8 protein-coding genes are annotated in these 12,230 nt (G+C 58.8%); 2 read left to right on the top strand and 6 right to left on the bottom strand.

Features of this window, described 5'->3' with window-relative positions; translation table 11 throughout:
• Positions 1-87: 87 nt before the first annotated feature.
• Positions 88-903, top strand: coding sequence for a co-chaperone DjlA (djlA, locus tag A6013_RS18700; RefSeq protein ID WP_028015483.1), 816 nt, complete (start codon positions 88-90; stop codon positions 901-903).
• Positions 904-933: 30 nt separating this feature from the next.
• Here the strand turns inward: djlA and rluA are convergent, their stop codons facing one another.
• From rluA to araB, 6 genes are all read right to left on the bottom strand, one after another.
• Complete coding sequence (rluA, locus tag A6013_RS18695) at positions 934-1,593, bottom strand: bifunctional tRNA pseudouridine(32) synthase/23S rRNA pseudouridine(746) synthase RluA (protein ID WP_028015484.1); 660 nt, start codon at positions 1,591-1,593, stop codon at positions 934-936.
• A gap of 12 nt (positions 1,594-1,605) precedes the next feature.
• Positions 1,606-4,512, bottom strand: a complete 2,907-nt coding sequence (gene rapA, locus A6013_RS18690; protein WP_069733560.1) for an RNA polymerase-associated protein RapA — start codon at positions 4,510-4,512, stop codon at positions 1,606-1,608.
• A 128-nt stretch (positions 4,513-4,640) separates the two neighbouring features.
• Positions 4,641-6,998 (bottom strand): DNA polymerase II, encoded by a 2,358-nt coding sequence (polB, locus tag A6013_RS18685; RefSeq protein WP_069733559.1) that lies wholly within the window; start codon positions 6,996-6,998, stop codon positions 4,641-4,643.
• A gap of 73 nt (positions 6,999-7,071) precedes the next feature.
• A complete protein-coding gene (araD, locus tag A6013_RS18680; protein WP_047367313.1) occupies positions 7,072-7,767 on the bottom strand; it encodes an L-ribulose-5-phosphate 4-epimerase in 696 nt (231 codons plus the stop codon).
• Positions 7,768-7,814: 47 nt separating this feature from the next.
• Positions 7,815-9,317: an L-arabinose isomerase gene (araA, locus tag A6013_RS18675; protein ID WP_048960667.1), complete on the bottom strand. Its 1,503-nt coding sequence runs from the start codon at positions 9,315-9,317 to the stop codon at positions 7,815-7,817.
• 10 nt (positions 9,318-9,327) lie between these two features.
• Positions 9,328-11,037: a ribulokinase gene (araB, locus tag A6013_RS18670; RefSeq protein ID WP_063942893.1), complete on the bottom strand. Its 1,710-nt coding sequence runs from the start codon at positions 11,035-11,037 to the stop codon at positions 9,328-9,330.
• A 335-nt stretch (positions 11,038-11,372) separates the two neighbouring features.
• On the opposite strand from araB, the gene araC reads away from it, so the two are divergent.
• The gene (gene araC / locus A6013_RS18665) at positions 11,373-12,218 is read left to right on the top strand and encodes an arabinose operon transcriptional regulator AraC (protein WP_028015490.1); all 846 of its coding nucleotides are present in this window, start codon (positions 11,373-11,375) and stop codon (positions 12,216-12,218) included.
• Positions 12,219-12,230 lie beyond the last annotated feature (12 nt).

Raw genomic sequence — 12,230 nt, 5'->3', positions numbered from 1 at the left:
TATAGGCGATGTCCTTCAATTGACCGTGGCTTGAACACTGTGATGATGACGTTGCGTCGGCAGGGAATATGACTATCCGGGGAGTATATGCAGTATTGGGGTAAAATAATCGGCGTTGCGTTCGCCATCATCATGGGTGCCGGGTTCTGGGGAATTGTGCTTGGGCTTATCATTGGCCATATGTTTGATAAGGCACGCAGCCGCAAAATGGCCTGGTTTGCCAATCAGCGCGAGCGCCAGTCGCTCTTTTTCTCCACCACCTTTGAGGTCATGGGGCACTTAACCAAATCCAAAGGCCGCGTGACCGAAGCGGATATTCAAATTGCCAGCGTTTTTATGGATCGCATGAACCTGCATGGTGAGTCCCGCCTGGCGGCGCAGAATGCGTTTCGCATCGGTAAATCGGATAACTATCCGCTGCGTGAAAAGATGCGCCAGTTCCGTAGCATCTGCTTCGGACGTTTTGATTTAATTCGGATGTTTCTGGAAATCCAAATCCAGGCGGCGTTTGCCGACGGCTCGCTTCACCCCAATGAACGCGATGTCCTGTACGTTATTGCGGAAGAGCTGGGTATCTCCCGTATGCAGTTTGACCAGTTCCTGCGCATGATGCAGGGCGGTGCCCAGTTTGGCGGCGGCTATCACCAGCAGTCTTCCGGCGGTGCATGGCAGCAGGCGCAGCGTGGCCCGACGCTGGAAGATGCCTGCAACGTGCTTGGCGTGAAGCCCACGGACGATCAAACCACGATTAAACGTGCCTACCGTAAGCTGATGAGCGAGCATCATCCTGACAAACTGGTGGCGAAAGGCTTACCGCCGGAAATGATGGAGATGGCGAAGCAAAAAGCGCAGGAAATCCAGAAGGCGTACGAGCTCATTAAAGAGAAGAAAGGTTTCAAATAAGAAAAAGCCCGACAATGTCGGGCTTTTTTTTCAGAAGTCCACCGGGGCTTTAAACGTCATCGCGTTACCGAAAGTAGGGTGGGTGATGGTGAGCGTCTGCGCATGGAGCTGCAGGCGTGGCGCTAACGCCAGGGCCTCCGGCGGGGCGTAGAAGCGGTCACCCAGAATCGGGTGACCCAGCGCAAGCATATGCACGCGCAGCTGGTGTGAACGTCCGGTAATCGGCTTAAGCAGGACGCGCGCGGTGTTATCCGGCGCGTACTCCAGCACTTCATATTCGGTTTGCGCGGCCTTGCCGGTTTCATAACACACCTTCTGCTTTGGCCTGTTCGGCCAGTCGCAAATCAGCGGTAAATCCACCAGCCCTTCCGCCTGCGCCGGGTGGCCCCAGACGCGGGCAACATACTGCTTCTTCGGCTCGCGCTCGCGGAACTGACGCTTCAGCTCGCGCTCCGCTGCTTTATTCAGCGCCACCACAATCACGCCGCTGGTGGCCATGTCCAGGCGATGGACGGACTCGGCCTGCGGATAATCGCGCTGAATGCGCGTCATCACGCTGTCTTTGTGCTCATCCAGACGGCCCGGCACGGACAACAGGCCGCTCGGTTTATTGACCACCATAATGTGTTCATCCTGATACAGAATGACCAGCCAGGGATCCTGCGGCGGATTATACGGCTCCATCACCATCTTGCGCTCCGTTTACTGATGCGTCACAACGATAAGACGCAGGGCATCCAGACGCCAGCCTGCCTGATTCAGGCTTTCCAGCACCTGCTGACGGTTGCTTTCAATTGCCGCCAGTTCGTCGTCGCGGATGTTCGGGTTGACCGCTTTTAACGCTTCCAGACGGGACAGCTCGGCAGACAGTTTCTCGTCGGCTTCATTGCGCGCGGCGTCAATCAGGTCTCGGGCCGCTTTTTCGATCTGGATTTCGCCCTGCTGGAGAATGGCGTGCACGTCCTGCTGCACCGCGTTCACCAGCTTGCTGCCGGTATGGCGGTTCACCGCGCTCAGCTGGCGGTTGAAGCTTTCGAACTCCACCTGTCCTGCCAGGTTCGTACCGTTTTTATCCAGCAGCAAACGCACCGGCGTTGGCGGCAGGAAGCGGTTGAGCTGAAGCTGTTTCGGCGCCTGCGCTTCCACAACATAGATCAGCTCCAGCAGAAGCGTGCCTACGGGCAGCGCCTTGTTTTTCAACAGGGAGATGGTGCTGCTGCCGGTATCACCGGAGAGGATCAGATCCAGCCCGTTGCGGATCAGCGGGTGTTCCCAGGTGATGAACTGAGCATCTTCGCGGGACAGCGCCACGTCACGCTCGAAGGTGATGGTACAGCCATCTTCCGGCAGGCCCGGGAAATCGGGCACCAGCATGTGGTCTGACGGGGTTAACACGATCAGGTTCTCGCCACGATCGTCCTGGTTAATCCCGACAATGTCGAACAGGTTCATGGAGAAGCCGATCAGGCTGGTGTCGTCATCTTGTTCTTCAATGCTCTCGGCAAGCGCCTGCGCTTTTTCGCCACCGTTGGAGTGGATCTCCAGCAGGCGGTCGCGCCCCTGTTCAAGCTGCGCCTTCAGCGCTTCATGTTTCTCGCGGCAGGATTTAATCAGATCGTCAAAACCGTCGGTATTTTCCGGTGCGGCCAGGTAACCGATCAGATCGCCATGCACCTGGTCATAAATGGTGCGGCCCGTCGGGCAGGTATGCTCAAACGCATCCAGACCTTCGTGGAACCAGCGCACCAGCACGGACTGAGCGGTTTTTTCCAGGTACGGCACGTGGATCTGAATATCATGCGCCTGGCCGATACGATCCAGACGGCCGATACGCTGCTCCAGCAGATCCGGGTTGAACGGCAGATCGAACATCACCAGATTGCTGGCGAACTGGAAGTTACGCCCTTCAGAACCGATTTCGGAGCACAGCATCACCTGCGCGCCGCTGTCCTCTTCACTGAACCACGCCGCCGCGCGGTCGCGCTCGACGATGGACATGCCTTCGTGGAACACGGCGGCACGAATGCCTTCGCGCTCGCGCAGAACCTGTTCCAGCTGCAGCGCGGTGGCAGCTTTGGCGCAGATCACCAGCACTTTCTGGGAGCGGTGCGCGGTCAGGTAGCCCATCAGCCACTCCACGCGCGGGTCGAAGTTCCACCAGGTGCCGGTATCGCCTTCAAATTCCTGATAAATCTGTTCCGGGTAGAGCATGTCACGCGCGCGCTCTTCCTGAGTTTTGCGCGCGCCCATAATGCCGGAGACTTTAATCGCCGTCTGATACTGCGTCGGCAGCGGGAGCTTGATGGTGTGCAGTTCGCGTTTCGGGAACCCTTTCACGCCGTTACGGGTGTTGCGGAACAGCACGCGGCTGGTGCCGTGACGGTCCATCAGCATGTCGATCAGCTCTTTACGCGCGGATCCCGCATTCTCGCTGTCGCTGTTCGCGGCCTGCAGCAGCGGTTCGATCTCCTGCTCGCCAATCAGATCGCTCAGAGTGTTAAGTTCGTCGTTTGAGAGACGTTTACCCGCCAGCAGCAGCGCGACGGCATCCGCAACAGGACGGTAGTTGTTCTGCTCTTCCACGAACTGAGCGAAGTCGTGGAAACGGTTTGGATCGAGCAGGCGCAGACGGGCGAAGTGACTTTCCAGACCGAGCTGCTCCGGCGTTGCGGTCAGCAGCAGGACGCCGGGCACGCGCTCGGCAAGCTGTTCAATCGCCATATATTCGCGGCTTGGGGCATCTTCGCTCCACACCAGGTGGTGCGCTTCGTCGACGACCATCATGTCCCATTCGGCATCGCACAGATGCTCAAGGCGCTGCTTGCTGCGGCGCACGAAATCCAGCGAGCAGATCACCAGCTGTTCGGTTTCAAACGGGTTGTCCGCGTCGTGCTGCGCTTCGGCATAGCGCTCGTCGTCGAACAGGGAGAAGCGCAGGTTAAAGCGGCGCAGCATCTCCACCAGCCACTGGTGTTGCAGCGTTTCCGGCACGACAATCAGCACGCGCTCGGCAGCGCCGGAGAGCAGCTGCTGGTGCAGGATCATGCCCGCTTCGATGGTTTTACCCAGGCCCACTTCGTCGGCAAGCAGCACGCGGGGCGCATGGCGACGGCCCACGTCATGGGCGATATTCAGCTGGTGGGGGATCAGGCTGGTGCGCTGACCGCGCAGGCCGCTCCACGGCATGCGGTACTGTTCGCTCTGGAACTTACGCGCGCGGTAGCGCAGGGAGAAGCGATCCATACGGTCGATTTGCCCGGCAAACAGGCGGTCCTGCGGCTTGCTGAACACCAGTTTGCTGTCGAGCAGCACTTCACGCAGGATGACGTTCGTCTCTTCGGTATCAAGACGCGTTCCGATGTAGGCGAGCAGTCCATTCTCTTCTTTTACGTCTTCAACCTTTAGCTGCCAGCCTTCGTGGCTGGTCACGGTGTCGCCCGGATTGAACATTACGCGGGTCACAGGGGAGTCATTGCGGGCGTACAGGCGGTTTTCACCGGTAGCAGGGAAGAGGAGGGTAACCATGCGCGCATCGACGGCAACGACGGTTCCTAATCCAAGTTCGCTTTCTGTATCGCTGATCCAGCGTTGACCAAGTGTAAAAGGCATAGTTGTTCGGCTCTAATCTTTAATTGCAGGCAATAGTTCGACCCCCGTCAAAAAAGACGGTCATCGAAAAATGGGTCCGGGAATGGAAAGGGCGCTATGGTACTGGATGGCAGCCATTTCGTCACGCGTCAAAATAGGCCAAGTTGCCCTGTCACAAGTGTAGCAAAATCGTCGTCGATGAACGGTAAAATTCCCTCCGCAACCGGCTGAAGCTGGCGGGTCAGGTAGTGATCGTAATCGAGAGGCGACTGCTGGTAATCAACGGGCTCCGGCCCGTTCGTTGTCCAGACGTATTTTATCGTCCCCCGGTTCTGATACTGCGGCGCGCGGCCCCGGCGTACATTCTCTTCGTCCGCCAGGCGCGCGGCGCGCACGTGGGGCGGGACGTTGCGCTGGTACTCCGCCAGCGGGCGGCGCAGGCGCTTGCGATACACCAGCTGGTCATCCAGCTCGCCGGCCATCAGGCTGGCGATGGTTTCGCGGATGTAGTCCTGATAGGGCTCGTTGCGGAAGATCCGCAGATAGAGCGTCTGCTGGAACTGCTGGGCCAGCGGCGTCCAGTCAGTGCGCACCGTCTCCAGGCCTTTAAAGACCATTCTCTGCTTTTCACCCTCCTGGATCAGCCCGGCGTAGCGCTTCTTGCTGCCCTGGTCGGTTCCGCGGATGGTGGGCATTAAAAAACGGGCAAAATGGGTTTCAAATTCCAGTTCTAATGCGCTGGTTAACCGCTCTTTTTGCAAATGCTCCTGCCACCAGTCGTTTACGAAGGCCACCAGTTCTTTGCCGATTCGTGAGGCGTCGTCTTCTGAATGTGCGCCCTTAAGCCACACAAAGGTTGAATCCGTGTCGCCGTAGATAACGTCATAGCCCCGGGATTCAATCAGCGCTTTGGTCTGACGCATGATGTCGTGCCCGCGCATGGTGATGGACGACGCCAGACGCGGATCGAAGAAGCGGCAGGCGCTGGTACCCAGCACGCCGTAGAAAGCGTTCATAATAATTTTCAGGGCCTGCGAGAGCGGCTTGTTGCCATGACGTTTTGCCTCGTCGCGGCCGTGCCAGATGTTCCCCACAATCTCCGGCAGACAGTGTTTTTCGCGCGAGAAGCGTGCTCCGAGAAAACCTTCGGTGCTGTGCGCGTCGTCTGGCTGCGCCATCCCCTCCACCAGCCCCACCGGGTCAATAAGGAAAGTGCGGATAATTGACGGGTAGAGGCTTTTGTAGTCCAGCACCAGAACCGAATCATACAGTCCTGGGCGGGAGTCCATCACGTAGCCGCCGGGGCTGGCCTGCGGCGGTACGTCCCCGAGGTTGGGCGCAACATAGCCCGCACGGTGCATTCGTGGGAAATAGAGGTGGCTAAAAGCGGCTACCGAGCCGCCGTGCCTGTCAGCCGCGAGGCCATTTACCGTCGCGCGCTCCAGCAGGAACGGCATGATCTCGGTTTTGTGGAATATCTGCGTCACCAGCTCGCAGTCTTTCAGGTTATAGGTGGCGAGCGCCGGTTTGTCTTCGTTGAAGCGCCGGTCAATCTCGTCCATGCGGTCCCACGGATTGTCGATGGATTTGCCTTCACCGAGCAATTCCTGCGCTACCGCTTCCAGAGAGAAGGAGGAGAAATTCCAGAACGCGGATTTCAGCGCCTCGATGCCGTCGATAATCAGGCGGCCGTTGGCCTGCGCAAAGAACACGCCGTTCTTAAAGCCGTGCTCGCGCCACTCCAGCTCCGTATTTCCGCGCCCGAGCATCAGTGGGATGCGATACCGCTCTGCGTGTTTTTGCAGCACGCGCAGGTCAAACTGCACCACGTTCCAGCCGATCAGCACGTCCGGGTCGTGCTCGGCAAACCACTGGTTAAGCTTCTCCAGCAGCTGCGGTCGGCTGTTGACGTACTCAAGCTGAAAATCGAGCGCGGACGCATCGCCGTTCGGCGGTCCGAGCATATAGACAACCCGCTGCCCGCAGCCTTCCAGGCCGATGCAGTACAGTTCGCCGTGGCGGGTGGTTTCGATATCCAGGGAAACCCACTTTAGCGGGGGGCGATAATGCGGATTAGGCTTCAGGCGAGCGTTGATAAGGGTGCCGTTTTGCTCAGCGCCGTCAACCCAGACGGGGGCGGTAATAAACCGCTCCATCAGAAAGCGTTCCGGCGGACGAATGTCCGCTTCGTAGAGCGTCACGCCCGCTTCGCGCAGCAGTTTTTCGTAGCGCATCAGCTGGCGATGGGCGCGGCAGTAAAGGCCATACACCGGCTGACGATGGAAATCTTTTAGCTCAAGAGGCGTGAGGCGCCAGCCGTTCTCATCGCGCAGCAGTTGTTTTACCTTCTCGACGTAATGTTCAGGGATAAACGCCACGGATTCCTGAGGAGGAAGCGTAACGTGCAGCGGGCCGTTATCTGTCGCCAGCCAGAACGCAACCTCGGTGCCCTGAGGGGTATCCCGCCAGTGTCGGGTCAGTAAAAAGCCTTCTTGCGCCTGTGCCACGCCGTTATCCCAAAAACAAAACCAGGCCTGATTATAGCCTGGTTGAAGGTTTTATGCTGGGGATATATACAGTTTATTGTCCGTAATAGGCCTTCGCGCCGTGCTTGCGCAGGTAGTGTTTATCCAGCAGGGTTTGCTGCATATCCGGCAACTGCGGTGCCAGCTGGCGGCAAAAGATCCCCATGTAGGCGATTTCCTCCAGTACTATTGCGTTATGCACCGCGTCTTGCGCGTTTTTACCCCAGGCAAACGGGCCGTGGGAATGCACCAGTACGCCGGGCATTTGCGCCGCGTCGATCCCCTGTTTTTCAAAGGTTTCGACGATCACGTTCCCGGTTTCCCATTCGTACTCACCGTTAATCTCCGCATCGGTCATCAGACGCGTGCAGGGAATGGTGCCGTAAAAGTAGTCCGCGTGGGTGGTGCCGGTGGCCGGAATGGACTGGCCCGCCTGCGCCCAGATGGTCGCGTGACGCGAGTGGGTATGCACGATGCCGCCGATAGTCGGGAAGGACTGATACAGCAGACGGTGGGTGGGCGTATCGGATGACGGTTTTTTGTTACCTTCCACCACTTCACCCGTTTCGATGCTGACCACGACCATATCCTCTGCGGTCATCACCGTGTAATCCACGCCCGAAGGCTTGATCACGAATACCCCTTTATCCCGGTCAACGGCGCTGACGTTGCCCCAGGTCAGGGTCACCAGGTTATGTTTTGGCAGCGCCAGGTTGGCTTCAAGTACCTGACGTTTGAGATCTTCTAACATCGTTGTCTCCCTGCCCGGCGAGCGCAGCGCCACCGGGCATTACGTACTTAGCGTTTTGAACCGTAATAGACTTCGTTCCAGCGCAGCGCGTCTTTAAAGGCTGGCAGACGGGTGTCGTTATCAATCACGGTCAGCTCGATATCGTGCAGCTCGGCAAACTGGCGCATATCGTTCAGGTCCAGCGCGTGGCTGAAGACGGTGTGGTGCGCGCCACCCGCCAGGATCCACGCCTCTGACGCGGTTGGCAGGTCCGGCTGCGCTTTCCACAGGGCATTGGCGACCGGCAGCTTCGGCAGAGAGTGCGGGGTTTCAACCGCATCGACGCAGTTCACCAGCAGGCGGAAGCGGTCGCCGAGGTCGATCAGGCTGGCGTTGATGGCCGGACCGGTACGGGTGTTGAAAATCAGACGGGCCGGATCCGCTTTGCCGCCGATGCCGAGGTACTGCACGTCAAGGATCGGTTTCTCTTCAACCGCGATGGAGGGACACACTTCCAGCATGTGCGAACCGAGCACCAGATCGTTGCCGTTCTCGAAGTGGTAGGTGTAGTCCTCCATAAAGGAGGTGCCGCCCTGCAGACCGGTCGACATCACCTTCATGATGCGAAGCAGAGCGGCAGTTTTCCAGTCGCCTTCACCCGCAAAGCCGTAGCCCTGCTGCATCAGACGTTGTACGGCCAGACCCGGCAGCTGTTTAAGGCCGTGCAGGTCTTCAAATGTAGTGGTAAAGGCGTGGAAGCCGCCCTGTTCCAGAAAACGCTTCATGCCCAGCTCAATGCGTGCGGCATCCAGCACGTTCTGGCGCTTGTCGCCGTTGATTTGCGCCGCAGGCGTCAGGCGGTAGCTGCTTTCGTACTCGTCCACCAGCGCGCTCACGTCGCCGTCGCTGATGTCATTCACCACCTGCACCAGGTCGCCCACCGCCCAGGTATTCACGGAGAAGCCGAACTTGATCTGCGCGGCCACTTTATCGCCGTCGGTCACCGCCACTTCACGCATGTTGTCGCCGAAACGCACCACTTTCAGGTGGCGGGTATCCTGCTTAGAGACCGCCTGACGCATCCAGGAGCCGATACGCTGTTGCGCCTTGCCGTCCTGCCAGTGGCCGGTGACCACAGCGTGCTGCTGGCGCATGCGCGCGCCGATGAAGCCAAACTCGCGGCCGCCGTGCGCGGTCTGGTTCAGGTTCATGAAGTCCATGTCGATGCTGTCCCACGGCAGGGAGGCATTGAACTGAGTGTGGAACTGCAGCAGCGGTTTGTTGAGGATTGCCAGGCCGTTGATCCACATTTTGGCCGGTGAGAAGGTGTGCAGCCACACGACCAGGCCGGCGCATTTGTCGTCGTAGTTGGCGTCACGGCAGATATTGGTGATTTCGTCCGGCGTCGTACCCAGCGGCTTCAGCACCAGTTTGCACGGCAGTTTGGCTTCCGCGTTCAGCGCGTTAACCACGTGCTCCGCGTGTTTCGTTACCTGCTGCAGCGCTTCCGGTCCGTACAGATGCTGGCTGCCAATCACAAACCACACTTCATAATTATTAAAAATGGTCATCATCGTGTCCTTAATGGGTCAGGGTTGCCGTAGTGTCCGCGGTGCTTTTGGCCGGGGCGGCGACAGGGAGATAGTGAAGCTCGGCGCTTTTTGCCCATTGCTGGTAGCGCTGATAAAGCTGTTCAAAGCGTTGTGCCTGCTGGACACGCGGCTGGAGCGTGTTTTCGACGGCGCTTGCCATGTGCTGCTGCGCGGTCGGGATATCCGCATGAACGCCTGCGGCCACGGCAGCGAAAATCGCGGCGCCCAGCGCGCAGCACTGATCGGAGGCCACAATCTGCAGCGGACGGTTCAGCACGTCGCAGCAGGCCTGCATAATCACCGGGTTTTTACGGGCGATACCGCCCAGCGCCATCACGTTGTTCACGTCGATGCCCTGTTCGGTGAAGCACTCCATAATGGCGCGCGCGCCGAACGCGGTGGCGGCAATCAGACCGCCGAACAGCGCCGGGGCATCGGTCGCCAGGTTGAGATCGGTAATCACCCCCTTCAGGCGCTGGTTGGCAAACGGCGTGCGGCGACCGTTAAACCAGTCCAGCACCACCGGCAGGTGGTCGAGAGACGGATTTTTTTCCCAGGCTTCGGTGAGCTGCGGCAGGAGCTGTTTTTTGCTCGCGGTAATCTGCGTTTTCAGTTCAGGATGCGCGGCAGCCAGCTGATCCAGCGGCCAGCCGAGCACCCGGCCAAACCAGGCGTAGATATCGCCAAACGCGGACTGACCGGCTTCGAGGCCGATAAAATCTGGCACCACGCTGCCGTCAACCTGGCCGCAGATCCCTTTCACCGCGCGGTCGCCGACGCTGGCTTTATCTGCCGTCAGAATGTCGCAGGTGGAGGTGCCAATCACTTTCACCAGCGTGTTAGGCTGCGCACCCGCGCCCACGGCACCCATGTGGCAGTCGAACGCGCCGCCGGAAATGGTCACGCTTTGCGGCAGGCCGAGACGCGTCGCCCACTCTTCGCAGAGCGTGCCGACCGGAATATCGGCGGTGAAGGTGTCGGTAAAGAGCGGGTATTTCAGGTTTTTGTTGATGATCGGGTCAAGTTCATCGAAGAACGCAGCCGGAGGAAGACCGCCCCAGCCTTCATGCCACAGGGATTTATGCCCGGCGCTGCAGCGGCCGCGGCGGATATCCTGCGGGCGAGTGGTGCCGGAGAGCAGGGCGGGAACCCAGTCGCACAGCTCAATCCAGGATGCTGCGGCTTGTGCGACCGAAGCGTCCGCGCGGGTAATGTGCAGGATTTTGGCCCAGAACCATTCGCTGGAGTAGATGCCGCCGATGTAGCGCGAGTAGTCGGTTTTGCCCGGCTGATGGCATAAGCGGGTGATGGCTTCCGCCTCTTCCACGGCAGTATGGTCTTTCCAAAGCACGAACATGGCGTTCGGGTTGTCGGCAAACTCCGGGCGCAGCGCCAGCACGCGGCCTTCAGCGTCCACCGGAGCTGGTGTTGAACCGGTGCTGTCGACGCCAATCCCCACGACGTCGGCCCGCTGGGCGTCAGTCAGTTCAGCCAGCACGGTTTTGATCGCCGCTTCCATCGATTCAATGTAATCGCGCGGGTGGTGACGGAACTGGTTGTTTGGCGCATCGCAGTAGCGCCCCTCTTGCCAGCGCGGATACCACTCAACGCTGGTTGCTATCTCCTGGCCAGTCGTACAGTCCACTGCCAGCGCGCGAACCGAGTCGCTGCCAAAATCGAGGCCAATTGCAATTGCCATGGTGTTGCTCCATCCGAAACAGGTATGGAAGAACATTAGAGACTGGGGATAAAAATCGTCAGGCAGGATCCGCTAATCTTATGGACTAAATTGCTGTTACGACGGAAAGTGTGACGCCGTGCAAATATTCAATGTGGACATTTCTGCCGCACTTATAGACACTTTTGTTACTGCTTCTCTGCCCGTGTCGGCAGAAAAATCAGGGGAAAAGGCTGAAACATGGCGGACGTAAAAGAGGCGTGATGCTTTTTGGATCTTTTCGCAGGCCATTTTTATACTGCTTTTAACGATATGGACAAATGGTTTCCTTCAGGACCCTTGGGAGAACTGAATCTATGGCCGAACCGCAAAACGATCCCCTGCTGCCGGGATACTCATTTAACGCCCATCTGGTGGCGGGGCTGACGCCAATTGAGGCCGAGGGGTATCTCGATTTTTACGTCGATCGACCGCTCGGCATGAAAGGGTATATTCTGAACCTGACCGTACGCGGGGAAGGGGTGATCAAAAACGGCGATCGGCAGTTTGTTTGCCGCCCGGGCGATATGCTGCTGTTCCCGCCGGGGGAGATCCACCACTACGGGCGTCACCCGGACGCCAAAGAGTGGTATCACCAGTGGGTCTATTTCCGCCCGCGCGCCTACTGGCAGGAGTGGCTCTCATGGCCGGCTATTTTCGCGCAAACCGGTTTTTATCGTCCGGATGAGGCGCATCTGGCGCAGTTTCGTGAACTGTTCGCACAAATTATTGAGGCGGGGCAGGCGGGCGGGCGCTATGCCGAACTGCTGGCGATCAACCTGCTTGAGCAGGTGCTGCTGCGCCGCATGGAGGCGATCAACGAGTCGCTTAACCCGCCGCTGGATAACCGCGTCCGCGACGCCTGCCAGTACATCAGCGACCATCTGGCCGACAGCCAGTTTGATATCGCCAGCGTTGCCCAGCACGTCTGTCTTTCGCCGTCCCGCCTGTCACACCTGTTCCGCCAGCAGCTTGGCGTTAGCGTGCTGAGCTGGCGTGAGGATCAGCGCATCAGCCAGGCAAAGCTGTTGCTCAGCACCACCCGGATGCCTATCGCGACCGTCGGACGCAACGTGGGCTTTGAAGATCAGCTCTATTTCTCTCGCGTGTTTAAGAAGTGCACCGGCGCCAGTCCCAGTGAATTCCGCGCGGGATGTGAATAAACGGTAAACATT

Source organism: Enterobacter sp. IF2SW-B1, assembly GCF_001743375.1.
GTDB lineage: Bacteria > Pseudomonadota > Gammaproteobacteria > Enterobacterales > Enterobacteriaceae > Enterobacter > Enterobacter bugandensis.
Note: the sequence above shows the minus strand (reverse complement) of the source record. Positions and strands in the feature narration are given on the sequence as shown.

Excerpts from the sequence above, each read along its gene's own strand:
- djlA (WP_028015483.1), top strand. The coding sequence starts at position 88 with ATGCAGTATTGGGGTAAAATAATCGGCGTTGCGTTCGCCATCATCATG.
- rluA (WP_028015484.1), bottom strand. The coding sequence starts at position 1,593 with ATGGTGATGGAGCCGTATAATCCGCCGCAGGATCCCTGGCTGGTCATT.
- rapA (WP_069733560.1), bottom strand. The coding sequence starts at position 4,512 with ATGCCTTTTACACTTGGTCAACGCTGGATCAGCGATACAGAAAGCGAA.
- araD (WP_047367313.1), bottom strand. The coding sequence starts at position 7,767 with ATGTTAGAAGATCTCAAACGTCAGGTACTTGAAGCCAACCTGGCGCTG.
- araA (WP_048960667.1), bottom strand. The coding sequence starts at position 9,317 with ATGACCATTTTTAATAATTATGAAGTGTGGTTTGTGATTGGCAGCCAG.
- araB (WP_063942893.1), bottom strand. The coding sequence starts at position 11,037 with ATGGCAATTGCAATTGGCCTCGATTTTGGCAGCGACTCGGTTCGCGCG.
- araC (WP_028015490.1), top strand. The coding sequence starts at position 11,373 with ATGGCCGAACCGCAAAACGATCCCCTGCTGCCGGGATACTCATTTAAC.